The 23966-nt window shown below is 64.7% G+C and carries 29 protein-coding genes and 1 pseudogene; 13 read left to right on the top strand and 17 right to left on the bottom strand.

Annotation, left to right across the window (positions count from 1 at the left end):
- Positions 1 to 155 precede the first annotated feature (155 nt).
- Entirely contained in the window at positions 156 to 1316 is a 1161-nt protein-coding gene (locus tag ACWA13_RS02650; RefSeq protein ID WP_463936642.1) for a glycosyltransferase family 9 protein, read from the top strand.
- A gap of 67 nt (positions 1317 to 1383) precedes the next feature.
- Here the strand turns inward: ACWA13_RS02650 and ACWA13_RS02645 are convergent, their stop codons facing one another.
- Positions 1384 to 2139 carry a ZIP family metal transporter gene (locus ACWA13_RS02645; protein WP_463936641.1) on the bottom strand — a complete coding sequence of 252 codons (756 nt, stop codon included), beginning with the start codon at positions 2137 to 2139 and terminating at the stop codon, positions 1384 to 1386.
- Positions 2140 to 2355: 216 nt separating this feature from the next.
- Here ACWA13_RS02645 and ACWA13_RS02640 point away from each other — a divergent pair, with 216 nt between their 5' ends.
- Positions 2356 to 3282: a ketopantoate reductase family protein gene (locus ACWA13_RS02640; RefSeq protein WP_463936640.1), complete on the top strand. Its 927-nt coding sequence runs from the start codon at positions 2356 to 2358 to the stop codon at positions 3280 to 3282.
- A gap of 26 nt (positions 3283 to 3308) precedes the next feature.
- Here ACWA13_RS02640 and ACWA13_RS02635 read toward each other — a convergent pair whose 3' ends face one another.
- On the bottom strand, positions 3309 to 4184 hold the full coding sequence (locus ACWA13_RS02635; protein ID WP_463936639.1) for a LysR family transcriptional regulator: 876 nt from the start codon (positions 4182 to 4184) through the stop codon (positions 3309 to 3311).
- 88 nt (positions 4185 to 4272) lie between these two features.
- Between ACWA13_RS02635 and ACWA13_RS02630 the strand changes: the two genes are divergently transcribed.
- The gene (locus ACWA13_RS02630; RefSeq protein WP_463936638.1) at positions 4273 to 5214 is read left to right on the top strand and encodes a DMT family transporter; all 942 of its coding nucleotides are present in this window, start codon (positions 4273 to 4275) and stop codon (positions 5212 to 5214) included.
- Between the two features lie 213 nt (positions 5215 to 5427).
- Complete coding sequence (locus tag ACWA13_RS02625; RefSeq protein ID WP_463936637.1) at positions 5428 to 5778, top strand: glycosyltransferase family 9 protein; 351 nt, start codon at positions 5428 to 5430, stop codon at positions 5776 to 5778.
- Positions 5779 to 5785: 7 nt separating this feature from the next.
- Here ACWA13_RS02625 and ACWA13_RS02620 read toward each other — a convergent pair whose 3' ends face one another.
- Positions 5786 to 5956 (bottom strand): hypothetical protein, encoded by a 171-nt coding sequence (locus tag ACWA13_RS02620; protein WP_463936636.1) that lies wholly within the window; start codon positions 5954 to 5956, stop codon positions 5786 to 5788.
- A gap of 234 nt (positions 5957 to 6190) precedes the next feature.
- Between ACWA13_RS02620 and ACWA13_RS02615 the strand changes: the two genes are divergently transcribed.
- Positions 6191 to 6547: a VOC family protein gene (locus ACWA13_RS02615; protein WP_463936635.1), complete on the top strand. Its 357-nt coding sequence runs from the start codon at positions 6191 to 6193 to the stop codon at positions 6545 to 6547.
- A gap of 25 nt (positions 6548 to 6572) precedes the next feature.
- On the opposite strand, the gene ACWA13_RS02610 is transcribed toward ACWA13_RS02615, so the two are convergent.
- Genes ACWA13_RS02610 through ACWA13_RS02600 form a run of 3 tightly spaced genes read right to left on the bottom strand, consistent with a single transcriptional unit; the run spans position 6573 to position 7860 of the window.
- A complete protein-coding gene (locus tag ACWA13_RS02610; protein ID WP_463936634.1) occupies positions 6573 to 6893 on the bottom strand; it encodes a DMT family transporter in 321 nt (106 codons plus the stop codon).
- A complete protein-coding gene (locus ACWA13_RS02605; protein WP_463936633.1) occupies positions 6890 to 7231 on the bottom strand; it encodes a DMT family transporter in 342 nt (113 codons plus the stop codon). The genes ACWA13_RS02610 and ACWA13_RS02605 overlap by 4 nt, the downstream gene beginning before the upstream one ends.
- Positions 7228 to 7860 carry an isochorismatase family protein gene (locus ACWA13_RS02600; protein ID WP_463936632.1) on the bottom strand — a complete coding sequence of 211 codons (633 nt, stop codon included), beginning with the start codon at positions 7858 to 7860 and terminating at the stop codon, positions 7228 to 7230. Before ACWA13_RS02600 ends, ACWA13_RS02605 begins: the two co-directional genes overlap by 4 nt.
- Positions 7861 to 7996: 136 nt before the next feature.
- Between ACWA13_RS02600 and ACWA13_RS02595 the strand changes: the two genes are divergently transcribed.
- The gene (locus tag ACWA13_RS02595; RefSeq protein WP_463936631.1) at positions 7997 to 8962 is read left to right on the top strand and encodes a GlxA family transcriptional regulator; all 966 of its coding nucleotides are present in this window, start codon (positions 7997 to 7999) and stop codon (positions 8960 to 8962) included.
- Between the two features lie 26 nt (positions 8963 to 8988).
- Here ACWA13_RS02595 and ACWA13_RS02590 read toward each other — a convergent pair whose 3' ends face one another.
- The gene (locus ACWA13_RS02590; protein ID WP_463936630.1) at positions 8989 to 9582 is read right to left on the bottom strand and encodes a CGNR zinc finger domain-containing protein; all 594 of its coding nucleotides are present in this window, start codon (positions 9580 to 9582) and stop codon (positions 8989 to 8991) included.
- 95 nt (positions 9583 to 9677) lie between these two features.
- On the opposite strand from ACWA13_RS02590, the gene ACWA13_RS02585 reads away from it, so the two are divergent.
- Positions 9678 to 10742: an LLM class flavin-dependent oxidoreductase gene (locus ACWA13_RS02585; RefSeq protein WP_463936629.1), complete on the top strand. Its 1065-nt coding sequence runs from the start codon at positions 9678 to 9680 to the stop codon at positions 10740 to 10742.
- Here ACWA13_RS02585 and ACWA13_RS02580 read toward each other — a convergent pair.
- Positions 10739 to 11122: a winged helix-turn-helix transcriptional regulator gene (locus ACWA13_RS02580; RefSeq protein WP_463936628.1), complete on the bottom strand. Its 384-nt coding sequence runs from the start codon at positions 11120 to 11122 to the stop codon at positions 10739 to 10741. The two genes, ACWA13_RS02585 and ACWA13_RS02580, sit on opposite strands and share 4 nt — an antisense overlap.
- 82 nt (positions 11123 to 11204) lie before the next feature.
- Here ACWA13_RS02580 and ACWA13_RS02575 point away from each other — a divergent pair, with 82 nt between their 5' ends.
- Entirely contained in the window at positions 11205 to 11606 is a 402-nt protein-coding gene (locus ACWA13_RS02575) for a nuclear transport factor 2 family protein (protein ID WP_463936627.1), read from the top strand.
- Between the two features lie 36 nt (positions 11607 to 11642).
- Here the strand turns inward: ACWA13_RS02575 and ACWA13_RS02570 are convergent, their stop codons facing one another.
- Complete coding sequence (locus ACWA13_RS02570) at positions 11643 to 11915, bottom strand: helix-turn-helix domain-containing protein (protein ID WP_463936626.1); 273 nt, start codon at positions 11913 to 11915, stop codon at positions 11643 to 11645.
- A gap of 56 nt (positions 11916 to 11971) precedes the next feature.
- Here ACWA13_RS02570 and map point away from each other — a divergent pair, with 56 nt between their 5' ends.
- Complete coding sequence (gene map / locus ACWA13_RS02565; protein ID WP_463936625.1) at positions 11972 to 12742, top strand: type I methionyl aminopeptidase; 771 nt, start codon at positions 11972 to 11974, stop codon at positions 12740 to 12742.
- A 17-nt stretch (positions 12743 to 12759) separates the two neighbouring features.
- Here the strand turns inward: map and ACWA13_RS02560 are convergent, their stop codons facing one another.
- The 7 genes from ACWA13_RS02560 to ACWA13_RS02530 form a co-directional block, all read right to left on the bottom strand.
- Positions 12760 to 13473, bottom strand: coding sequence for an SDR family oxidoreductase (locus ACWA13_RS02560; RefSeq protein WP_463936624.1), 714 nt, complete (start codon positions 13471 to 13473; stop codon positions 12760 to 12762).
- A gap of 49 nt (positions 13474 to 13522) precedes the next feature.
- A complete protein-coding gene (locus ACWA13_RS02555) occupies positions 13523 to 14893 on the bottom strand; it encodes a PfkB family carbohydrate kinase (RefSeq protein ID WP_463936623.1) in 1371 nt (456 codons plus the stop codon).
- Complete coding sequence (locus ACWA13_RS02550; protein ID WP_463937996.1) at positions 14890 to 15507, bottom strand: D-sedoheptulose-7-phosphate isomerase; 618 nt, start codon at positions 15505 to 15507, stop codon at positions 14890 to 14892. The genes ACWA13_RS02555 and ACWA13_RS02550 overlap by 4 nt, the downstream gene beginning before the upstream one ends.
- Positions 15508 to 15593: 86 nt before the next feature.
- A complete protein-coding gene (locus tag ACWA13_RS02545) occupies positions 15594 to 16916 on the bottom strand; it encodes a glycosyltransferase (RefSeq protein ID WP_463936622.1) in 1323 nt (440 codons plus the stop codon).
- A complete protein-coding gene (locus tag ACWA13_RS02540) occupies positions 16913 to 17965 on the bottom strand; it encodes a glycosyltransferase (protein ID WP_463936621.1) in 1053 nt (350 codons plus the stop codon). The genes ACWA13_RS02545 and ACWA13_RS02540 overlap by 4 nt, the downstream gene beginning before the upstream one ends.
- Positions 17965 to 19128 (bottom strand): glycosyltransferase family 9 protein, encoded by a 1164-nt coding sequence (locus ACWA13_RS02535; RefSeq protein WP_463936620.1) that lies wholly within the window; start codon positions 19126 to 19128, stop codon positions 17965 to 17967. Before ACWA13_RS02535 ends, ACWA13_RS02540 begins: the two co-directional genes overlap by 1 nt.
- Positions 19125 to 19772, bottom strand: coding sequence for a D-glycero-alpha-D-manno-heptose-1,7-bisphosphate 7-phosphatase (locus ACWA13_RS02530; RefSeq protein WP_463936619.1), 648 nt, complete (start codon positions 19770 to 19772; stop codon positions 19125 to 19127). Before ACWA13_RS02530 ends, ACWA13_RS02535 begins: the two co-directional genes overlap by 4 nt.
- Before the next feature lie 215 nt (positions 19773 to 19987).
- Here ACWA13_RS02530 and ACWA13_RS02525 point away from each other — a divergent pair, with 215 nt between their 5' ends.
- Positions 19988 to 20899 carry a glycosyltransferase family 9 protein gene (locus ACWA13_RS02525; protein WP_463937995.1) on the top strand — a complete coding sequence of 304 codons (912 nt, stop codon included), beginning with the start codon at positions 19988 to 19990 and terminating at the stop codon, positions 20897 to 20899.
- A gap of 53 nt (positions 20900 to 20952) precedes the next feature.
- On the opposite strand, the pseudogene ACWA13_RS02520 reads toward ACWA13_RS02525, so the two are convergent.
- Positions 20953 to 21720: pseudogene (locus ACWA13_RS02520) on the bottom strand (sigma-70 family RNA polymerase sigma factor); the annotation flags it as partial.
- 250 nt (positions 21721 to 21970) lie between these two features.
- Here ACWA13_RS02520 and ACWA13_RS02515 point away from each other — a divergent pair.
- The 3 genes from ACWA13_RS02515 to ACWA13_RS02505 are packed head-to-tail and all read left to right on the top strand — an operon-like array spanning position 21971 to position 23873.
- On the top strand, positions 21971 to 22843 hold the full coding sequence (locus tag ACWA13_RS02515; RefSeq protein ID WP_463936618.1) for a hypothetical protein: 873 nt from the start codon (positions 21971 to 21973) through the stop codon (positions 22841 to 22843).
- Entirely contained in the window at positions 22840 to 23268 is a 429-nt protein-coding gene (locus ACWA13_RS02510; protein WP_463936617.1) for a phage holin family protein, read from the top strand. The genes ACWA13_RS02515 and ACWA13_RS02510 overlap by 4 nt, the downstream gene beginning before the upstream one ends.
- Complete coding sequence (locus ACWA13_RS02505) at positions 23265 to 23873, top strand: DUF3618 domain-containing protein (protein WP_463936616.1); 609 nt, start codon at positions 23265 to 23267, stop codon at positions 23871 to 23873. The genes ACWA13_RS02510 and ACWA13_RS02505 overlap by 4 nt, the downstream gene beginning before the upstream one ends.
- Positions 23874 to 23966: the final 93 nt, after the last annotated feature.

The raw sequence follows: 23966 nt of genomic DNA, 5'->3' as shown, positions 1-23966 counted from the left end.
GGCTACCTCCTGGAAGTCAGGTACCCAAGCGGACGGTACTTCACACACCCCGGCGGGGCCTCCCCTCAAGGTGGCGCGTGGGGGCGGCCTGTCATGGCGCGTCTGAAGAAGAAGCACTATGGTGATTTCACAAGATACTAAGGGGGCTTACTGTTTTGCTGATCAAGGAAGCGGGCGCACCCGGCGAAGGTTCCGGCGTCGGGCCCGTACTGGAAAAATTCGACGGCGTCTCCCGGATTGCCGTGCTCCGCGGGGGCGGTTTGGGAGACCTGATGTTTGCCCTGCCTGCCGTTGCCGCGCTCAAGGCGGCCTACCCGCAGGCCACGGTGACCATGCTGGGGACACCACTGCACGCGATGCTGGCTACCGAGATTGACACACCCATGGACGAGGTTTGCGTGCTGCCGTTTGCGGAGGGGGTACGGCCCCCGGGCCCCGGGGACGCCGAGGACCCGGCGGCATCTGAACGTTTCTTCGCGGACATGCAGTCCCGCCACTTTGACCTGGCCGTCCAACTGCACGGCGGCGGGCGCTACTCCAATCCTTTCCTCCACAGGCTGGGCGCCCGGTACACCGTAGGTGCCAGGACTCCCGACGCCGTCCCGTTGGACCGCTCGCTGCCCTACCTCTATTACCAGCACGAGGTCCTCCGCGCCTTGGAGACGGTGGGCCTGGCGGGGTCCGCCCCCGTCGGCCTGGAGTGCCGCCTGCACCCGCTCCCCCGGTTTACGGCTGAGGTCCGCGGGATCCTGGCCAACGGGGCCACGGAAGGAGCTCCCGTCGTCGTGATCCACCCCGGCGCCACCGATCCGAGACGGCGGTGGTCCGCGGAGGCCTTTGGTGAACTTGCCGCAAAGGCGGCCGACGACGGCTGCCGGGTTCTGGTGGTTGGTGCCGGCGAGGATGCGGAACTGGCCGGCGAAGTGGTGGACCAGGCGCGGCAGCAGGCGGCGCCCGGACGGGCCGTGATGGTGGAGTCTCTGGCTGGCCGGCTGGGGCTGGGCCAGCTCGCCGCATTGCTCGCCGCCAGCGACGTGATGGTGGCGAACGACAGTGGCCCCCGGCACCTCGCACAATTTCTGGGGACGCCGACCATTGGCATCTATTGGGCGGGAAACGTCATCAACGCCGGTCCGCTGGGCCGGGCGCTGCACCGGATCCACCTCTCATGGCAGACGAACTGTGCGGTGTGCGGCGCGAACCTCAGCCAGGTGGGTTGGACCGCGCCGCGCTGCCCGCATGACGAGTCGCTGGTGGACTCGGTGGCCGTGAAGGACGTCTATGCGGATGTGGTGGAGCTGCTGTCGGCGGGCTGATCTTCACAACGAGTGATGAGCAGGCACGAGGAGCCCTCGACGCAGCCGCGCGGGCCGGCCGAGCCCTTCAGCCCCCTATGTGGTGGATGGTGAAGGCGGCCAGGAAGCCCACGGCTGCGGTAAGGCCGGTGAGGTTGTGATGCTCTTCGAAGGCTTCAGGGATCATGGTGTCAGCCACCATGGCAAGGATCCCGCCTGCTGCGATGGCTGTGATGAAAGCTATGAGTTCAGCCGGGGCGTTTTCCAGGGCCGTATAGCCAAGGAGCGAGGCAAGCCCGGAGAATACGGCGATCGCCGTCCATACACCGAAGACGTAGCCTGCGCTCCTGCCGGCCCGCTTCATCCCGGCCGTGCTGGAGAGACCTTCGGGGACGTTTGAGATGAAGACGGCGGCGAGCATAGCCGGGCTGACGGTCCCCGAGGCGAGCAGCCCCACCCCGAGAACAACGGATTCGGGGATCCCGTCGATGAGCGCTCCGATGGCGATCGCGGTTCCACTGCCGGGTGAGTCCTTCTCGGACGGATGCTTCTGCCCTGACCGTTTCCGGTGCTTGGCTCCTGCGCGGGACAGGAGAGCGTTGGAGCCGACAAAGATCAGGGCCCCTGCCAGGAAACCCGCCGCGGTGGGCAGTAGTCCCCCACTGTCAACGGCCTCATCAACCAGTTCGAAAGCCAATGCCGAGATCAGCACCCCGGCACCGAAGGCCATCACGGTCGAGACAATCCTGGGCGGGACTTTCCACCACCAGGCGATGCCGGCCCCCAGGACGAGGGCAGCTCCGGCCACGGTGCCCCACATCAGTGCCTGAATCCACGTCGGCATTACCCGCTCCCTCCACAGCACTCCTGCCGTACAAACGGCGGATCATGACGGCCCCTACCCGTAGCGGACCTTACCAGCGAAGGAAGCAGGGCGCTTGTCAGGGGCTCACCCGCAGCCGCGCCCGCTGGGCGTGATCACTTCGCCTGCATGCCGACGTCGGAGGGCAGGACTTGCAGCTGCTCAAGTCCGTTGCGCCCACAGTGAGAGGATGAGCGGATGAGAACGCTTGTTTACGGCGCCGGGGCCATGGGCCTGTATTTTTCCGCACGTCTGGCTCAGGCAGGGCACGACGTGGTCCTCAAATCCCGTTCGGCCACAGAGGGTGCCGAAATTCAGCTAAAGAGTGCACACCGGCAGGAATCCGTAACAGGGGTGCGCGTCATCTCAGAAGTGAGCCGCCAGCTGGACGTCGACGCGGTACTGATCGCCACCAAGGCCTGGCAGGTCAAAGAGGCGCTGGAGGACCTGCGGGGAAAGATCGATGATCGAACGACTTTGGTGACTCTCCAAAACGGCGTTGACGCCCCCGAGGTTGCCCGACGCATCTTCCCTGACTGTCCTGTAATTGCAACAACGTGCGTGGTGATCGTCAAGCGTACCGCCCCGCTGGCTGTTGAACTGGTGGGCGGCGAGGCGAGCCTCGCCGCAGGGCTCTTCGATGCAGTCGGCGCCGGCAGTGGCATCGCCGAGCAGGTAGTGGGCGCCCTCAATGACAGCTCCGTGACCGCCACCCTTGTCCAAGACGTGCACCGGGCGCTATGGAAGAAAATCGCCCTCATTGCCTCTTATGGCGGAGTGGGTGCCGTATCCGGTGTCCCTGTAGGCGTGACTCGGGCCCACCCCGAAACCCGGTCCATGGTTTTGGAAGGCATTACCGAGTGCGCCTCGGTTGCTCATGCCTGTGGCGTGGAATTTTCCCCTGAGGATATTGAGGAGGTGTTCTCTGTGTATACCGACACGTTCGACCCATCCACGACCTCGTCCATGCAGCGGGACCTCGCCGCCGGGCTGCCGTCAGAGCTGGCCGATCAAAACGGGGCAATTGTTGCCCGCGCCGAACTGGTGGGAGTACCCACCCCTACGCACTCCTTCATCCTGCGGTCCCAGTTACCCCGCGAGCGGCAAGCCAGGTCCCGTCCATAACGACCGCTCCGGTCCTGGATAGGATGTCAGTCTGTTGCCACGCTCCCAATCAGCCCGAGCAGGCGTTTAACCTGCGGGTGCCAAGGCCGGTCGGATGGACCGGTGAAAACGAGCCGACGCTCGAGGCACGGGTCGATGTCCACCATCACGAGGGTGCTGGGGAGCATTGAGGACGCAAGCGATGGCATAATCGCCACCCCTATATGGCTCTCCACCATGCTCAAGAGGGTCGAAAGCTCACGCACCCGCTGTGCAGGGTTGTAGCGGACTCCGCTGAGCGCATGAAGTTCTCTGATTTGGCGTTCACACCCGCCTGAGGACACCAACAGCGGCTCCTCGAGCAGCTCGGGCAGCCCCACCTGCGCCAGGGAGCTGAAAGGGTGATCCTCGCGGAGGACAGCCTGAAACCTGTCCTTCACCAGTTCCACGCCGCCGGCCGGCATGGGATCAGGATCGATGAGGATGGCACAATCCACCACTCCGCTGCTGAGCCAATCTTCCAGTTCGTCATCGCCACCTTCAAAGACCCGCACGTCGACATCCGGGAACGCTTGTATCCAATGATTCAGCAGTCTGGGCAGCATGCGGTGCGACGCAGTAGGGGACGCGGCGATCTTCACGGTTCCTGAGGGCCTGCTTTGGCGATGCTCGCTGATCAGGGACTCGATGGCACGTGTTGCGGCCAGCGCGGTGCGCGCGTGCGGTAACAGCGCGCTCCCGAACTCGGTCGGTCGAAGCGGAGCAGAGCGGTTCACCAGCGGAGCACCTGCTGTTCTCTCCAGTGCTGCAACGCTGTGTGACACCGACGACTGATCGACGCCAAGCGCCTCGGCTGCTGCCCCGAACCCGCTCTGCTCCACCACCGCCGTGAGGACCGCCAACTGCTTCAAAGTCACCTTCATTCAATTACCTCATGTCCCGGATGGTGTGGATGCATTGGACTCATACTGCCCCCAACAAGCACGCTACTGGAAGAGGCTAGGAGCGCACATGACAATCGGCACGGAAAAACCAGCAAAGGCATCACTATCCATCGGAGCACAGTACATCGCCGCGGCAGTTGTCTGGGGAGCGAGCTTCCTGTTCATCAAGATCGCAATCGAGGGACTCTCACCCGCTCAGGTCGTCCTCGGCCGGCTGATGGGAGGGGCGCTTCTGTTGGCGGTCATCATGACTATCACGCGCCGCCGGTGGCCGACAGGCACCATTACCTGGTTACACCTGTTCGCCATCGGGATCCTGATGTGCGTCGCCCCGTTCCTCCTTTTCTCATGGGCGGCTCAATACCTGCCATCCGGGCTTTCGAGCATCTTCAACGCGACAACCCCGATCGCAACGATGATCATCGCCCTGGCGGTCCTGCCTGAGGAACGACTCACCAAAATCAAAACCACCGCGATGGTCACAGCAGCCGGGGGAATCACGCTCGTCCTCGGACCGTGGCGACTACTGGCAGACCTGCAGGAAGCAAACATCCTTGCGCAACTGGCATGCTTGGGAGGGACCACCTGCTACGGGCTGGGATTTACCTACACCCGCCGGTTCTTCAGGTCTCACAGCTACGATTCCACGACAGTCGCCGCCAGTCAGATCGGCGCCGGCGCACTCGTGATCGCCGCCCTTGCACCCTTCATCGGCCGCGACCCGGCCATCCTTTCACCTGCGATAGTGGTCAGCATCGTCCTTCTCGGTGCGGTCGGTACCGGCATCGCTTACGTCTGGTACACCAACGTCATCAATGCCTGGGGTGCGACCGTCGCCTCAACCGTCACTTATCTGACGCCTCTCGGAGGCGTGATCCTCGGGATCCTGGTCCTGCAGGAGCAGATTCACTGGAATGAGATCGCTGGCGGAATCGTCGTGGTTCTGGCCGTCCTCGTCAGCCAAGGCAGGCTCACCCTGCGCCGGCAACGCTCCGGCGGGGCAGCGTGAGGAACTGTGCCGGCATCCAGATTCGCGCTACGACGCTTCCTCAAGTGCTTCCATGCCTGGGCTTTGGAGCCGGCTCCAAACGTGGTCGAGGGAGAGATCCAGCTCCTGCGCCAGCGCGGCGGTGGTCCGCGGACTCTTTCGGCGAACTTGCCGCAAAAGCGGCCGACGACGGCTGCCTAGGCACGGCAGCTGGCAGCGCCCGGGCGGGCGGTCATGGTGGAGTCGCTGGCGGACCGGCTGGGGCTGGGCCAACTCGCGGCATTGCTCGCCGCCAGCGACGTGATGGTGGCGAACGACAGCGGCCCCAGGCACCTCGCACAGTTCCTGGGGACGCCCACCATCGGCATTTACTGGGCCGGGAACGTCACCAACGCCGGCGCGCTGGGCCGGGCGTTGCACCGGATCCACATTTCATGGCAGACGCAATGCGGGGTGTGCGGCTCAGACCTCAGCCAAGTGGACTGGACCGCGCCGCGCTGCCCACACGACGAGTCAGTGGTGGGCTCGGTGACCGTGAAGGACGTCTACGCGGATGTGGTTGAGCTGCTGGCAGCGAGGGTCTGAGGCGGAGTCAGGGCTGCGGTATCACGAAGTGCGCGACGACGGTCAGGACCAGGATTACCGGCACGGCGAAGACGGCACTCCGGGACATCGTGCCCAGCCAGCCGCTTGCCCGGGGTCGCAGCAGAAGTCCGACGATGACAGTAACGAACAGTGCGAAGAGAACGCCTGCGCTTATCACCGATGCACGAACTGGCAGCAAATGCGGAGGGCAAATTCCCGGAAAACTAGCAGCACATCCCCAACCGGGCAGGACTGGCTGCGCCATCCAAAGGGCCAGCAAGCCCAGAATGACGACGGAAGCCGCGACTGCAGGTGACCGTGTGGCATCGTGCGTCTGGCGGGGCATGCTGCCAGACTACGCTGGCTCAAACCCATCCATCGCAGGACCACGGCTCAGCTGTAGTCTCGGACAATGATTGGACGAGTGGATGAAGTAGTGGTGGATTGCCAAAACCCGGCGGCACTTGCAGCGTTCTGGGCCTCGATCCTGGGTGGCGAACCCGTGCACCGAAGCGACGCCTGGTCCTACGTTGATCCCCCGGGATGGACACGTCTGGCATTCCAGCGGGTACCCGAGCATAAGCAAGGGAAGAACCGTCTCCATATCGATGTCCATGTTGAAGACATACCGGCAGCCACCGCTGCCGCCGAGGCGCTCGGAGCCGTCCGGACCGGCACGATTCACAGGGACAGTGTCGGCACGTTCCAGGTACTCCAGGATCCGGAAGGCAACGAATGGTGCGTGGTGCGATCGGCGGCAGGAGACTGATCGGGCAGCGGCGGTAACAATCCTGCTAGTGGCCCGCGCTTAATTCAATGAGCAGCACGCCGGTAATGATGAGGCCCAGGCCAACCATCATTACCGGCGTCAGATGCTCCTTGAAGAAAACGCGGCTTGCCACCGCCGTAAGAGCCACGCCGGCAGCTGCCCAGGTTCCGTAAGCGACTCCCAGACTCATCCCTTGCTCCAGCGTGAGGCTCAGCAGAGTGAAGGCAAGCAGGTATCCGGCGCCGACACCTATGTACCAGAGCCTTCTCCCTTGGACGGCCACTCGGAGGCAAAGGGTGGCGCTCACCTCGACCAGGATTGCCGTGGCGAGCAGCAGCCACATCATGCCGCAACCTCGGTTTTGGCGTGTTTTGGCGACCCGAGTTCAACGCACAGCACGCCGCCGATCACCAGCGAGACACCCACAAGCATCATCGGCGTCAACGGTTCCCTGAAGATGGCTGCGGCCAGCAACACGGTAAGGATGACCCCGAGTGCAGCCCAAATTCCGTAGGCGACTCCGAGTGCCATCCCGGCACGGAGGACCCCCGCTAGAAAGATAAAGGACGCGGCGTATCCGGCAACGACGATGATGAAGAACGAGGGCTCAACCAGCGCAGCTTTCAGGGAGAGCGATGCGCCCACCTCGCTGATGATCGCGCCGCCCAAAAGGATCCATTTCATGCCAGGCGTGCAGCCCCGGCCATGGCCGAGCTGCCCAGGTCGCTCTTCACCAGAGCATGCTGCGATTCAATGGCATCGATCCAGGCGTCGGTGGTGTCAACGGCTGCCCAGTTGGAGTTCAGCAACGCCATTAGTGTGGTGTGGACTGTTTTTGCATCCGCGAAACCCGCGTCGTTGCCAATATTGATGGCCCCGGTGGCGTCCGAGAGGACCTCGGTGGAAAAGCCGAGGAACTCCGCCTCAACCGACGATGCCAGAATGCAGTTATTGGTCATGTAGCCCACGAGGGTGACGGTGTCGACGTCGTGCTCCCGCAGCCAACCGGCAAGGCCAGTGCCCGCGTAGACGGAACCGTACTGCTTAACGAGGCTCATCCACTCGGCGGTCCTGCGGCGTTCGACGTCGGGGTGCAGCTCGAACTCCGGCGTGCCGGGCGCGAAGACCGGCGCGTTCTCTCCTGCTGTGTGCTGTACTGCCACGACGGGAAGGCCTGCGGCAGTGGCGGCGTCGATGGCTCGCCCGATCATCGGCAGGGATTCCTTGTGGTGTGGGTACTGGATCTCAAGGGGACCTGCGAAATACTGCTGCTGGATATCAACCAGGACAAGGGCGCGGCGCGGTGTGCTCATTGGTTATTACTCTCCTGAATGGTTCGGGTTCTCTGCCTGATGGCTCCCTTCCATCATTCGCCGTTCACACATCTGCCACCAGTGGCACGAATGCCTTGATACGATTGATTTGCGCCAATAAGGAAATGAGACCCGAATGCGAATTGCTGTGTACGCCTTCGACGACGTAACGATGTTTCACCTCTCCGTCCCGCAGATGGTGTTCCGCGAGGTCACACGCCAGGGCCTGGCGACGTGGGATACGGCCTTATTCTCCGACCACGCAGGCAGCATCCGCACCAGCGAGGGCTATCAACTGGGAGGAATCCAGGGCCCTGAAGCGGCGGCAGACGCTGATGTTGTGGTGGTGCCTTCCTGGTTTGATGACGGCCGGCAGCCCAGTGAAACCCTGCGCGGAGCACTGCAGCAGGCACACGAACGCGAAGCGGCGATCGTGGGGCTTTGCCTGGGTGCCATTCCCGTTGCCGACGCCGGCCTGCTCACCGGACGCTCTGCCGTGACGCACTGGCAGGCGTTCAACACCCTCGCCTCCAGGCACCCCGACGTCTCACTCGATCAGACAGTGCTCTACATTGACCACGGTGATGTTTTGACCTCCGCCGGCACCGCATCCGGGCTGGATGCCTGTCTGCATGTTGTCAGGTCCCGCCTTGGCGCGGACGCGGCGAACCAGGTGGCGCGCAGCCTGGTGATCGCCCCGCACCGGGAGGGCGGACAGGCGCAGTACATCGAGCACCCGGTTCCCGCGCGTTCCACGGAGGATCCGATTGCCCGCCTGCTCGAATGGGCGCTGGCCCGGCTGGGCGAACCCCTGAATATCGATCATCTCGCCGCCCAGGCCCACATGAGCCGCAGAACGTTTATCCGAGCATTCCGGGCTTCAACGGGAACGACGCCGTCTGCCTGGATTCGAACCCGGAGGCTGGATGCTGCCAGGAGGCTCCTGGAAACAACAGACCTGTCCGTTGATCAGGTCGCTGTTGATTGCGGGTTTGGAAGTGCCGTGACGCTCCGGCAAAACTTCGCAGCCGCGTTCTCCACCACGCCGACGGACTATCGACGCCGCTTCGACGCGCGGCTGGAGTCTGGTCCCGCCACCTGATCCGATCGGAAGCCCAGGCGCAAGAGTCAGCCCGCCTGCGAGCCAGCCTCCTGCTTACGGGCATACGCACGGCTGGCCCGATGCCTGGCACCACACCGGCTGGAGCACCACTGACGCCTTCCATGCGTCCGGACCATAAACCTGTCACAAGGCGCAGACGCACATCTCGCGACCCGGTCAGCATCAGGACCCGTCAAAAGCGCAGCTGCATCTTCTGCGATCTGCGCCATGGCATGGTCGACTATCCGGGTCAACGGATGATTGGCAACACGGCTCATGCCGCCACCGGGCACATATTGCAGTAACGCGGCACTGGGCACGGCCGAAAGGGCGCGATTGAGCCCCTCCAGCGACCCAGAGTCCGGGGCCACGCCCTCGGCATGTGCCGTCAGCACCGCCCGGAGCTTTCGCCTGAGGTCGGCGAGTTGAAGCTGGCAGTATTCCAGCAGCCCCGTTCCCTGCGGGGCCAGATCATGATTGACCAGCCATGCCGTGGCGTTAGCAGGTGTGTCGAGCTCATCCACCCGCCGCCCGCCTGGAAGCGTGACGATGCTGTTGGCAAGCGCCAGACACAAGTGCTCGGGTGTTCCCGGAGCGCTGGGGAGCGGAACCAAAGTCATGCAATCACGGTATCAGTTGCAATTTAACGTGATAACCATCTACGGTAATAATCACGCTAAAAACATTCATACACCGTGATAGATGAGGTAATTCCATGATTCGTCCGCACAATTCCGGCACAGCACCGTTCGTCCTATCGGTGCTAGATAACGCCCTTACGGGGGTCGGCTATTCGGCCCGCGACGTCCTCAAAGATGTCATCGGGCTCGCCCGACTGGCCGATCAACGCGGATACCAGCGGTTTTGGATGTCGGAGCATCACGCCATGCCCGGGGCCTCCATCCCGTCCCCTCAGCTGATGGTGGCCCGCCTCATCGGCGAGACCCGGAATATCAGGCTCGGCGCTGGCGGAATCATGCTGCCCAATCACGTCCCACTCGTAGTTGCCGAGCAAATCGGCCTGCTGGGCGAATTGGCCCCGGGACGAATCGATCTAGGCCTGGGCAGGGCTCCTGGGACTGACGGCGCAACGGCATCCGCCCTGCGACGCCACCATGGGGCAAATGATGACTTCCCCGGACAAGTAGAGGAATTACTGGGTTTTTTGGAGAACGACTTTCCAGACAGCCACCCCTACCGTGGGGTGCCGGCTGTACCCGGCCCCTGGCAGGCGGAGCAGAACCGAGTGTCGCACACCGGTTCACCCGCTGACATTTGGATCTTGGGATCCTCCACATATTCGGCGCATCTCGCGGCAAGCTTGGGCCGGCCCTACGCCTTCGCCCTGCAGTTTGGCAGCGCGGATGTCCTGGGTGCCATGCGCATCTACCGCGAGAATTTTCAGCCCTCCCAGTTCCTGGACCAGCCCTACAGCCTGGTGAGCGTTGGAGTTGTCGCGGATGATGACGCGGCGGAGGCGCGGCGCCAATCCTCGTCCACGGCGCTGGCAATGCTGAGGATGTTCCAGCGCAAGACTTTTTCGATCTTTCCGCCTGAAGATGTGGCAGCTTTCCAAGGCACACCCCAGGAGCGGCAGGTAATTGATGAGTACACCGATCGGGTCATCCATGGCACGGCAGCTGAGGTAGCGCAGGGGTTGGAAGAACTTCACAGCCAGACCCGAGTTGATGAGGTAATGCTGGTGGTGCAGGGTCACGCCCGTACCGCGCAGGCCCGCACAGTTGAACTGCTGGCTGACCACTACAACATGTCCGCCTAGGCCAGGGCAGCCGGGCTTGTCCTGTCGTCATAGGAGTCCCGGGCCCGCAGGACTTCCTCGATGTACTGCTCGGCCCAACGGCCCAGCGCCGTCAGGGGTTCACGCAGCGTTTGCCCAAGAGGGGTCAGTTCGTATTCAACGCGTGGCGGCATCTGATCGTAAGCGGTCCGGCTAATGATGCCGTCACGCTCCAAATCCCGCAGGGTGTCCGCGAGAACTTTTCCGCTGATGCCCGCAACGGCGTCGCGCAGTTCACCGAACCTCAGTGAGCCATCACTGAGGGCTATGACGATCATGGCGGTCCACTTGTTGGCGATCTTCGCCAGGGAAGTCCGGGAGGGGCAGGTAGCCAACATGACGTTCCAAACGGGCGTGCTCACCGCACAGCCTCCTTAGTTACGTTGAGGTAACAGGTTACCAAATGTAACCATGAATACATACCCACCAAACAAGGAGATCACCATGACTGTCCAAACACCTGCCGCAGTAGCCACTTCCTATTTCGACGCACTCGGCCGCGGAGACGTCCCTTCGGCAATGGCGCTGATCAGCCCCGACGTCGAATGGCACCAGCCGGGCCTGAACCGCTTCTCCGGTGATCACCAGGGCCTCGACGGCGTGGGCGCACTGCTGGGCGGAATGATGGAAACGAGCCAGGGCACCTTCCAGCTCGCGGTCACCGGGCCGATAATGGTCAACGGCGAGCTCGTGGCGGTGCCGGTTCAGTTCTCCGGCAACCGGGCGGATGCTTCCATGGATATGCCCGGCGTGGACCTCCTCACGGTCCGCGAAGGAAAAATCGTGGGGGTCCGGCTCTTCTCAGCCGACGGCCAAGCGGAGGACGCCTTCTGGGGGCAGCCCTGATCCCAGCCTGCCGGCAACTCTAGCGAAAAGACAGCCCTAGGACGCTTCCTCGAGCGGTTCCACAGACGGGCTCTGAAGCTGCGTCCAGACGGAGTCGAGAGACAACCCCAACTCGTCAGCAAGTACGGCGACGATCCCGAAGGACGGCGTGGCAATCCGTCCAGTCTCAATTTTCCGGAGGGTTTCCGGGGAAACGCCGGCGCTCAAAGCCACTTGGCCCAAGGTGCGATCCCCCCTTGCTTCGCGGAGCACTTCGCCCAAGAGCTTGCCTCGGTGGATCTCTTCAGGACTCAGGGGGATTCTAACCATCCCCCAATAGTAATACCGTTATAGTAATACCGGTATATCTATAACGGAGGATGACTGTGATCGAAGTACTTACGCCCCGGGAAGTGAAAGCCGCGCGCCCTTCAGGCCAGTTTGTGGCACGGACACTCGCCGAGCTCAGGAAGAAAGCCAAGCCCGGCGTCAACCTGCTGCACCTGAACGCCTGGGCAGCGTCCATGATCGAGGAAGCCGGGGCCCGCTCCTGCTATGTGGACTATGCGCCGTCGTTCGGCCGTGGACCGTTCGGGAAAGTCATCTGCACGTCCGTGAACGATGCCGTGCTCCACGGTCTCCCCCACGACTACGTGCTGAAGGACGGGGACCTGCTCACGCTCGACTTCGCGGCCAGCCTCAATGGCTGGGTCACCGACGCCGCCATCAGCTTCACCGTGGGAGATATGGCCAGGGACGAGGACCGTCGCATGATCGACGCCACCCAACGGGCGCTGGCCGCGGGGATTGGGGCAGTCCGGCCCGGAGCACGAATTGGCGACATCTCATACGCGATCGGCTCAGTCCTGGAAGGAGCCGGCTTTGACGTCAACACCGAATTTGGCGGCCATGGGGTGGGCAGCACCATGCACCAGGATCCGCACATCGCCAACAAGGGACTTCCGGGCCGGGGCTATAAGCTGCGCCCCGGCCTTCTCCTGGCCATTGAGCCCTGGGTGATGGACGGCACCAGCGAACTCATTGTGGATCCTGACGGCTGGACGCTGCGCAGCGCCAACGGCGGCCGGACGGCGCACCACGAACACACCGTCGCCGTCACAGAATCCGGTCCCGTCATCCTCACTCAGCTGGACTGAGCGAAGACTAAAGGGATTTACGGCCAGGAGCCTTCCTCTTCGTGGCAGATCAGCATCTCCCGTACTTCGCAACCCTTCGGCTGGGACAGCGCAAACAGGATCGCCTGCGCCACGTTTTCGGGATCGTTGAGCCGGGAGTCGTCCTGAGGCTTATACTGCTCGGTGCGGTCGTCGAAGAAGCGCGTCTTCATGCCGCCCGGAATCATGGTGGTGACACCGATTGATCCGCCGGTTTCCGCGGCGAGCGCGTGACTGAAGCCGACCACCCCGAACTTGGACGCGCAGTACGCTGTGGCATCCGCAACAGCCCTCTTGCCCAGCGTAGAGGCCACGGTAATCACCCGGCCGTGGGTTTCCACCAGGTATGGCAACGCCGCGCGAACCACGGACACCGTACCCATCAGGTTCACGCCGATCACCCGCTCCCACTCACCGGCGTCCACGTCCGCCAGCTTTCCGCAACGGTCAATCCCCGCAGCGGTCACCACGGCGTCCAATCCGCCCAAGGTCTCTGCCGCCTCACGGACGGCTGCTTCCACAGCCGCCCGATCAGAGACATCCACCTCGTACGCTTTTGCCTCGGCAACCGCGCTGATATCCCGGTCCAGCACCACGGGCGTTCCGCCTGCCTGAATCACGGCGTGGACGACGGCGGCGCCAAGCCCGGACCCGCCGCCCGTCACGAGAACGCGGCCCGGGTTGGCGGTGAAAGTTGGAGAAGGCTGGTTCATGGGGTTTCCTTTCGTCAGGGGAAATCGGGTAAGTGAAGCAGGGAGGAGCTCAGCTCACCTTCGCGAGCGCCTCGGCCAGTCCGGTAGTGGAGCGTGCCGGGTGGTACGGCACCGTTTCACAGCGGCCACCCCAGCTCTCGACGAGGGCCGCCTCAGGCAACCGTTCGCCGTCGTAATCTCCGCCCTTGACCCAGATATCCGGACGGAACCGGGCCAGGCACGCCTCCGGGGTGTCCTCCTCGAAGATCTCGACGGCGTCAACGCACTCAAGTGCCAGGAGCAGCTCCAGCCGGTCCTGTTGGTTCATAATGGGCCGCTGGTCCCCCTTGAGCTGGCGCACCGAGGCGTCCGAGTTGAGGCAGACCACCAGGCAGTCGCCCATTTGGCGTGCGGCGGCGAGCGCGCGGACGTGGCCGGCGTGCAGGAGGTCGAAGCAGCCTCCAGTCGCCACCACCACCCCGCCGTCTGCCCGGACGGCGGCGGACAGGGCCGCGGCCTCCGAAGGAAGGACGACGGCGGCCGGCCGCTCCGGAAGCGTTCCCACCCCGCCGCGGCCCAGGAAATCTGCCGCTTCGTGGACTGCCAGAACCGCTGCGTCCGGCACCGACTGCCCGTCGGCCAGATGCGCTGCCAGACTTGCGGCGAGACGGTCACCGGCGCCACAGGGATCGCTGACGGCAGTCCGGGGTGCCGGGAGAACCAGGGGCTCAGGATTACGCCGGCTAACCAGCGTGGCCCCCTGCGCCCCCATAGTCACCAGCACGGCCCTGCTGGCCCAACGCCACATCAGTCCTGCGGCCAGTTCGCCGGGCTGCGCGCCGTTCAGGGCGGCCCCCGCCTCACCTGCTGAAGCGGCGAACTTCTGCGCCTCACCAAGGTTCGGGGTGACGACCGCGACACCCGGCACCGGATCGGCCCCGGACGGATGCGGGTCCCACACAATAGGGACGTCGTCCGCCAGCTCAGCAAGCAGCTCACGCAGCTCCGAATTCCGGGCCAGCCCCCGGCCGTAATCCGCGACGACGATCGCTCCGGCCTGCCTGATCGCAGCCAGCATCGCCGGGGTCACGGCCGGGACGGGTACAGGCGCACAGCCTTCATCCACACGCACGACGGCCTGCTGCCCCGCCTGCACCCGCGTCTTCACCGGCGTACTGGTTCCCGAAGGGCCCGCCACAACCCGCACCCCTGAGAGGGCGCGTTCCAGCGGCAGCCGGGAATCGTCGGCGGACATCACTGTTACCAAGGTGACGGCATGGCCGTCCTCCAGCAGCATCCGGGCCACCAGCCCGGCCCCGCCTGCCCGGCGCCGGGTACTGGAAACGTCCACCACCGGCACTGGCGCATCCGGGCAAAGGCGGGTGGCCTCCCCCTTGATGTCTACATCCAGCAGGACATCACCCACAACTACAATCCTCATGCCCGCCCTCCTTTCACCACGGTCCGGAGGGGGATCCGGGCCGGGGTCCGATGCACCGGAACCTGCCGGGATCCGCGGCGCGCCACTTCAGCATCGAAAGCCCGGCACACCGCATGGATGGCGATGAGGTGGCCTTCCTGCGCGTTGGCCGCGATGCCGCTGACACATACGGATTCGTCACAGGCCGCAGCCAGCGGATTCGGCCCCGAACCGGTCAGGGCCCACGTGGTAACCCCTACCCGGCGGGCGGATTCGGCGGCGCGCAGCAGGTTAGGACTCTTGCCGCTGGTGGACAGGAGCAGCAGCACGTCACCGGCACGCCCATGGGCCCGGACCTGGCGGGCAAACACTTCCTCATAGCCGTAATCGTTGCCGATCGCCGTCAGCGCCGAACTCTCCGCATGCAGGGATATTGCGGAAAACGGGATGCGCTCGCCGTCAAACCGCCCTACCAGCTCCGCGGTAAGGTGCTGGGCCTCTGCGGCTGAACCGCCGTTTCCCGCGGCCAGGAGCCGCTGTCCGGCCAGCAGCCGCTGAGCCAGCTCAACGCCCCATCCCGCCAGCGTTCCGGTCTGTTCCCGAAGTGATTCAAGGGCCGGGAGCACGTTGTCCAGGTGGGCTGAAACGAGCCCGACGGCGGTCGCGGCACCAGAAGTACCGCCGGGAGTACCGGTGCCGGTTGGAACTACAGCCTGCGTACTCACAGCGCCACCTCCTGCATCGATGCGTACTCCGTTGCGGCCGTTCCCTGCAGTGCCTTCCGGTAGGCCTTCTCCGTCTCCTGCGCCACCCGGTCCCAGGAGTAACGCGCCCGCGCCCGGCGCTCGCCGGCCTGGCCATAAGCCGCCGCCATCTCCGGATTATCCAGCAGGCGGGCGATTGCTGCCGCGGTTGCCTCCGCATCCTTGGGCGGGACGTGCAGGCCCGTGCGGTGGTTCAGGACAGTGTCCCCCAGCCCGCCGACGGCCGCGGCCACAACCGGAACCCCGCAGGCCATAGCCTCGAGCGGGACAATGCCAAACGGCTCGTACCATGGCGTGCACACCACGGCGCTGGCGCTGCGGAAGATGCCCGGCATGGCGTCCCGGGACACCTGCCCGCGGAAAACCACCCGGTCCCCAACGCCCAGTTCCCGAGCCAGCTCCTGCAGCCGCCGGCCCTCGGGGTCTGCAGCGAGGTCATCGGCAGTGCCGCCGCCACCTACAATGACGAGTTCGACGTCGTCACGCCCCTTTTCGGCCAGCTGCGCCAATGCGGAGATCACCAGGTCCACGCCCTTCCGGGGGACAAGCCGGCCTACCGACAGAATGCGATGCTTACGACCCCTCTGCTCTGCGGAACCCTGATCCGAAAACAGGTCAAGGTCCACACCGCAGGGCGCCACCGAGATTTTGGCCGCAGCGATCCCCATCGACTTGAGCTCGAACACTTCATCGGAGCAGGTGGCAATGATCCTGTCCACGGCCTGCCCCACGGACGGTTCAAGGAACTGCCTGTCCGCCGGGCTGGTGTCCTGAACGCCCTGGTGCCGCCGCTTCACGGTTCCCAAAGCATGGAATGTCTGCAGGACAGGAATCCGGGATACCGTACGGGAGGTCCGGCCGCGGCCGTTACGGCCGGCGGCCTGCAGCCGGACCGCGTCCAGCGCTGCCAGTCCGGACATCCAGAAATGTGCATGCACCACGTCCGGCGGCCCTGATTCTCCAGCTCCACCCGTCTGGAAGGCAGCCGACTCCCAATCGGCGGCCACGCCTGCGCCGAGTGCCGGGATGAACGGCAGGAGCTCGTCCTTGGGCACATGCGTGGGCGGTCCGGCGTCGATATGGACAACCTCCACCCCCCTGCCCACTTGCACCCGCGCCGGCAGGTCCACCGAGTCCCTGCGGGTGTACACGGTCACGCTGTGGCCGCGCCGTGCCAGTGCCGTTGCCAGTGCCGCAACATGGACATTCTGGCCACCCGCATCAACCCCGCCCAACGCTGCCAGCGGGCTCGCGTGTTCGGAAATCATGGCGACTTTCATGGGATGTTCCTTTCCGCAGGGAGCAACAGTGGGTGGGTGGACAACGCGGGGTTGGCCCGGGTGTTACTGGCCCGATTGGTGCTTCCCCTGCCTGAGGCGAGGTCGGCCAGGATCGTGTCCCAGTCCGACAGGAACCTGGCCAGGCCGTACCTGGCCAGGGCTGCCTCGCGGGCGGCGAGGCCACGGCGCCTGGCTTCCTCCGGATCCTTCATCAGGAGGGCGGCGCAGCGCTGCAGTTCGGTGATGTTGTTGCTGACCAGTCCGGCTTCCGGCGGCACGGCCCTGGACGCCTCGGTAGTGTCCAGGGCCAGCACTGGCATGCCCAGGTGCATCGCCTCCAGGAGCGCCAGGCCCAGCGACGTCCAGCGCAGCGGGTGAAGGTATGCCCGGCAGTCGGCCAGTTCGCGGTGCAGCCGGGCGGTGGGCAGATCACCACGGATGGTGAGCCGGTCTGCAGAAAGTCCGACCGCGGCGGGCAACCCGTCGCCACCCATCCCGAACACCTGCAGCGGGGCCGTCTCAGCGAAACGCGGCAGCAGGTCAGTTCCCGTCACCCTGCCCCGCCGCACGGGTTCATTCACCACCACAGCCAAGGATTCGTCATCGCCGGTGTACAGGTATCCGGGATCCGCGATGCCGTGCTCCACCACAGTTGTCAGGGCCTCGCCGGAGTCCCAAAAGAGATCATTAAAGTAACTGACGTGGACTATCGGAATCCTGCGCTGCTCCGCCAACGGATGACGGGTGGAGGGAACGTCCCCCTTCGGGGTGTTGTGCTCAACGTAGACGGCCGGCAGATCAACGCCCGGGCGCCTGCCCAAGGTACGCTGCACTTCCGCCACTTCTTCCGGTCGCTGCAAAACCACCACATCAACGCTGTCCGGGTCGAGCTCGGCCAGGACCGCCTCCGTGGCCGCCGGCCAGTCCCGGCCGGCCCGTCCGAGCCCCCACGGTCCGCCCTCCGGGAACACTGGAAGCAGGTACTCGTGACTGCCCCTCACAAAGGCATCCGTCCATGAACCATGGACATGCCACAACAGAATGCGCATCAAATCCTCCCTCTTCGCTGCCTTGCGGCAGCACGCCGGTGACCGGTGCTCAGCCGGGTGCTCAGGGAGCTGACTCCACTGATCAGTCGTTCGACCGCTTCGGCCACCTGCTCAGGAGATACTGAATCCAGGCAAGGATGGCCGGGCACCGGGCAGTAACGCGCCCGCGTCAGCCGGCATTCGGCCGTCTGGTCCCCCAGCAGCTCCAGCGGAACGCCGTACGGCGCCCATTTGATAGCCGGCACCACGGGCGAAAACAGGCAGGCCACCGGGGTGCCAACCGCTGCGGCCAAGTGGGCCGGTCCGGTGTTCCCCACCACGACGGCGTCAGCCCCCGCCAGCACCCCTGACAGGGTCCGCAGGTCCGTTCGTCCGCCCAGGTCAAGGGCTCCCGGTCCCGCCACCGTCGCGGTCAGGGCTGTCTCCCCTCTGCCACCGGTCACCACCACGCGGTGTCCGGCACCTTCAAGAAGTTCGACGGCGGCAGCATGATGCAGCGGCGGCCAGGCCCTGGCCGGTGCGCTGGCACCGGGGTGCACCACCACGTAGGGACCCTCGCCCACAAGGTCTGTAACGTCCGGCGGATCGACGACTCTAAGGAGGCCTTCATCGCCAGCGGGAAGCTGGAAACCCGCAGCTTCAGCGATGGTGAGGGCACGTAATGCCTCGGGCAGATCCTCGGGGAAGTCCTCCCCGGGTTTCAGCCGCACATCCAGGAGACTGCCGGCGTAGTCAGTGGAAGCAGCAGTAATTTTCGCCACCCCGGCGAGCCGCAACAGCAGGGCCAGCGGCAGCGGTGACTGGTGGAAAGACGTCAGGATTACGGCCTCGGAGATCCTGGAATTGCGGACGTAGGCGATGAGGGACTGCACGGATTCGGCCGTGATGTCCGGCGCCGGGTTCATAATCCACGGGCTCGGCCAGGTATAGACGTCTGTCACACCGGGGAGGAGCTGGGCCGCTGCTTCGCCCTGGGGTCCGCAGAGCACCAACACGTCATTGGTGCCGGTTTTGCCGGTCAGACTGATTGGTGTTGGGTGGCCGTTCTTGTTGGTGATGCTAGTGGCGCCATCGGGCCTGCCCGCAGCGACCGCACGGATTGCAGGGCCAGCCAGCAGCATGTCGCCCACACTGTCCAGCCGGGCCACCAATACCCGGCTCACGGTGCACTCCCCGGGGATGGGAGTGAACGACGATTCAAGCCATGCAGTTCGTGCAGTTCCGGGTCTGGCATTTCTGATATCGGCTTTGCTTCCTGCTCTTTGGCTTCCGGTGCCGCTCCCAGGATCAGGTCCACGGCTTCTTCGAGAGAGGCGGCCACCTCCGGCGCGGCTGCTATTTCTTTGGGCAGGGTGACCGGCGTCGGCACCAGGATTCCGCGGACTCCTGCTGCGGCAGCAGCCTCCATGTCGGAGCCGATGTCTCCTACAAAGACGGCCTGCTCCGGTTGGATGCCAAGGTGATTGCAGGCCGACAGCAGCATTCCGGGTTGTGGCTTACGGCAACGGCAGGCGTCCTCTGGCCCGTGCGGACAGTATTCCCAGACATCGAAGGGGCCCAGCAACGACTCCACCCGGAGATTCACGGAGTGCATCTGATGCACGGTCAACAGGCCCTTCGCAATTCCCGACTGGTTGGTGACTACACCCGTGAACAGGCCCGATTTCCGCAGGCGGGAAACAGCGGCCAGGGCACCGGGTGATGGGCGGACCAAATCCGGTTCGTTGTTGTAGGGCACATCAAGGACCAGCGTCCCGTCTCGGTCGAACAGGACGGCCTTGAGCTGGTGGCGCCAAGAGATTGCCATACAGGCTAGGTTCCCCGCCTCCGGAGAAGCTAAACAGTAGACTTACTACTTCTTCTACTGATCCTCGTTTGAGGGTCAGTTTTCCGCAGCCGCACCACTTGCCGAACGGAAGGAAGCACCGCGTGGCCCCAGCACCTTCATCAGCCCCGTCCGCCACACATTCCGCAACGCCCTTCACTGCGTCCTCACCTGGATCCTCCCGCAGCGGGCAGCCCATACTCCTTGTGCTGCGGGCCCTGAAGCTCGGCGATCTGCTGGTGGCGGTCCCGGCCCTGCACGCCCTGCAGCGGGCCTTCCCGGAGCACCGCAGGCTGTACGCGGCCCAAGGCTGGCTCGCTGACGCCGTCGAGCTTGTGGGAGGTTGGGAACTGCTCCCCACGCACGGCCTGGACGTACCCGTACCGCTGCCACCTGGCGTGGTGGATATTGCCGTAAACCTGCACGGTAGCGGGCCGGAGAGCCAACACCGGATCGGCGCCCTGGATGCTGCCCGGGTGATTACCCATGAGGGAGCAGGATTCAACGGCCCGCCTTGGTGCGACGAACTAGCGGAACGGGAGCGCTGGACCCGCCTGTTGCAGTGGCACGGCATCGAAGCGGACCCCCTGGACTGCCGGCTCCAGCCGCCCGGCGTCGCCAGTCCCGCTCCAGGAGCGGCCGTGGTGCACGTGGGCGCGGCGTACGGCAGCAGGCTATGGCCGGTTGATCGGTTCGCGGCCGTGGCGACCCAGCTGGTTGGCGCCGGCCATGAGGTCATCTTTACAGGAAGCCAGGCGGAGCGAGAGCGTGCCCTGAATGTGGCGGAGCAGGCAGGGCTGCCCTCCGGTACGGTTGTGGCCGGCGAGCTTTCCTTGGCCGAATTCGCCGCAGCCGTTGCAGCAGCCTGCCTGGTTTTTTCCGCGGATACCGGCGCGGCCCACCTGGCTTCCGCCTACGGAACGCCGTCGGTGGTGTTGTTCGGCCCCGCGCCTGTGGAAATCTGGGGGCCGCCACCAGGTCCTCACCTGGCGCTGACGCGTCCCGAGTTCCGCCGCGGTGACACTTTTGCTGCGACACCGGACCCGGCACTGCTGGCCGTGACCGTTGACGATTCCCTGGCCGCCATCCGGGAGCTCAAGCTGCTTTGAGGGTTTTCCTGGAAGCTGCCCTGAAAGTCAGAATCGTCCACCAACCGTCGCTGCAGGGCCACCAGAATGCGGGCGAGCCTCCGGGAGACCTGCATCTGGGACATGCCAAACTTCCGGCCCAGCTCTGCCTGTGATTCCTCGCAGTAGTACCGGCCGTACAGCAGCGCCCGGTCTGCGGGGTCCAGTTCGCGGATGGCCTGACCCAGGCAGAGGACGTCCACCAGATCGCCGTCTTCGTTGGTGCCGTGCGGCAGCGATTCGGCCAGGGACGGTACCTGGTCATGGCTCGCGGCGCTGTCCAGGGAATCCGGCCGCATGCTCGAATAGGCCATGTAGGCCTCGCGGATCTCGCGAACATCCACGTCAAGTTCTGCAGCCAACTCAGCTTCGGTGGGTTCCCGGCGAAGCTGCTGGCCCAATTCCCGCTCGGCCCGCAGGAGCTGCGAGCGCAGATCCTGGATATGCCGGGGCGGACGAACCATCCAGCAGCGGTCACGCAGGTAGCGCTTCAGCTCGCCGGTAATGGTGGGGGCTGCGTAGGCGGCGAAGCTGTCCCCCTTGGACTCCTCAAAGCCCTTGGCCGCCTTGACCAGGCCAAGGTAGGCAACCTGCGTCAGGTCCGCCCGATCGCGGCCATGCGTGGCGAACTTCGAAGCAATGGACTCAGCCAGGTTCAGGTAGTCAAGAACCAGGTGCTCCCTGAACGTCTGCTGAAGCCGGCCCGCTCCCCGCGGCGGGACCGTCACACGTTGAATTTCCGCGACCTGAAACGCTTCTGCCGGCGGCGGGCAATCAACGAGTGCAGCTTGAAAGTCGGGCATGGGCTGGCTCCTTCTGTTCCCCGGGTCACGGGAAGCCTGCGGCAAGACTTATCAAACAGGAAACCATAAGCCTACTTATTAAACAACGTTCTCCTGAACGTCCCTTAACGGGCGAAAAATTTGTCGCCTGCTGTGTAGAAAGCCCCTTGCGGGGGTAGGTACCCTATTGATAGTAATCATGCTTACTATCTTGCGGCCAGTACCGCTGGTTCTGCATCAGTACCCTGCTTCCTGGAAAGAGAGAGCGAAGATGACAGAGAACCAATGGACCGAGGACCCCGCCTACACGCGTCCTCCGGACCCACTAAATCCAACACCGGCTACCGGTACCACCGGCACGGCATCCACCACCGGCGCGAACCAGGGTTCCTCCACCAAGGAAGCCGTTAAGGGTGAGGCCGCAGAGGTTGCCCAGACCGCCAGGCAATCCGCGCAGCATGTGGCGGAGACCGCCAGGGATGAGGCCTCCACCGTCGCTGCCGAGGCCAAGAACAACGCCAAGGACCTCCTCCACCAAGCGCGGGAGGACCTGGCCGGCCAGGCGGGCGCACAGCAGCAGAAGGTCGCTTCCGGAATCCGGTCCATCTCTGATGAGCTGCAGTCCATGGCCTCATCCTCGGACCAGCAAGGAATGGCGACCGACCTGGTCCGCCAGGCCGCGGACCGTTCCGCTTCCGTTGCCCAGTGGCTGGAAGGCCGGGACCCCGGATCCCTCCTCGACGAGGTCAAGTCATTTGCCCGGCAACGGCCCGGCACGTTCCTTCTGCTGGCTGCCGGAGCCGGCGTCCTGGCCGGGCGGCTTAGCCGGAGCCTGGCCGGGGGCGGGGATTCCGGCGCAGATGACCGGACACGCAGCACCGCCTATGGCGCAGGAGCACCGGTGCGGCCTGCCTATGGTGGCGCAGTACCGCCGCCTGCCGTCGAACTGCCGGGCCCCGCGACCACAACCGCGGGCTACACCGGCGCCGGTACCGATCCGCACACCGGGGCCGGTACCGATCCGTACACCGGAGCAGGCACCAGCACGGGAGCAGGCCCCTACCCGGGAACCGGCCCAGGCACCGGAACTCCGCTTGCGGATGACCCCGAGACGGGCTGGCCGGAAACAGGGGGTCCCCGATGAGTTCGTCGTCCGAGATGCCCCCCAGCGAGGCGCACGTCAAGGCGGACAACACCTCGCTCGGCGACTTGCTCGGTGACGTCACCCGCGATATGTCCACCCTGATCCGTCAGGAAGTGGAGTTGGCCAAGGCGGAGATGAAGCAGACGGCAAGCCGTGCCGGAAAAGGCGGCGGCATGCTGGCCGGCGCCGGCGTTGCCGGGCACTTCGTACTGCTCTTCCTCTCCATCGCCCTTTGGTACGCCTTGGGTGAGCTGATGGGACTGGGTTGGTCCGCCGTCGTCGTGGCAGTGCTCTGGGGCATTGTGGCAGCCATTCTGGCCAGTATTGGCCGTAAGAAGCTCAAGGAAGTACAGGGCCTCCCCCAAACCACCGAGACCCTTCAGGAAATTCCATCAACACTCAAACCCGGTGAGGACAGAAAATGAGCGAGAACCCGGACGCCATCCGTGCAGATATCGAAGCAACCCGCCGTCGGCTTGGTACCAACGTCGACGCCGTGGCCGACAAGGTCACTCCATCAAACGTCGTCCACCGGCAGACGGATAAGGTCAAAAGCGCCATTTTCGGCGCCAAGGAAAAGGTGATGGGCACTGCCGACAACACCGGATCCAGCATGGGCTCGGCAATGCACGACGCCGGATCCAGCATGGGTTCGGCAATGCACGACGCCGGCGATGCCGTTAAGGACGCACCGTACCAGGTCAAGGCCAAGACGCAGGGAAACCCGCTCGCCGCCGGCCTGGTTGCCTTCGGCGCCGGGCTCCTGCTGGGGTCCCTGCTCCCGGCCAGCGAAAAGGAGCGCCAAGCCGCCCAACAGCTGAAGTCCGCAGCGGAACCGGTCACCAGTGGACTGACCGAGGCCGCCAAGGATATGGCCGAGGGTCTGAAGGAACCGGCCATGGAAGCCGTCGAAAACGTCAAGGCCACCGCGGCCGAGGCCGCCGAGCACGTCAAGGCCGAGGGCCAGGACGCTGCCTCGGAGGTCAAGGGCCGGGCCGACGACGCCAGGGGTAATCTCAGCAACTCCTGATCCTCAGCATCCTGCCACCGGCCGGCTGTCCCGCACCATGGGAGGGCCGGCCGCGCTGCTTGACCGGCAGGAACCATTGCCTGCAGGAACATG

The organism is Pseudarthrobacter sp. TRD_SC_9, from assembly GCF_055361265.1.
The sequence above is the reverse complement of the archived record's forward strand: the minus strand, read 5'-3'. Positions and strand labels throughout refer to the sequence as shown.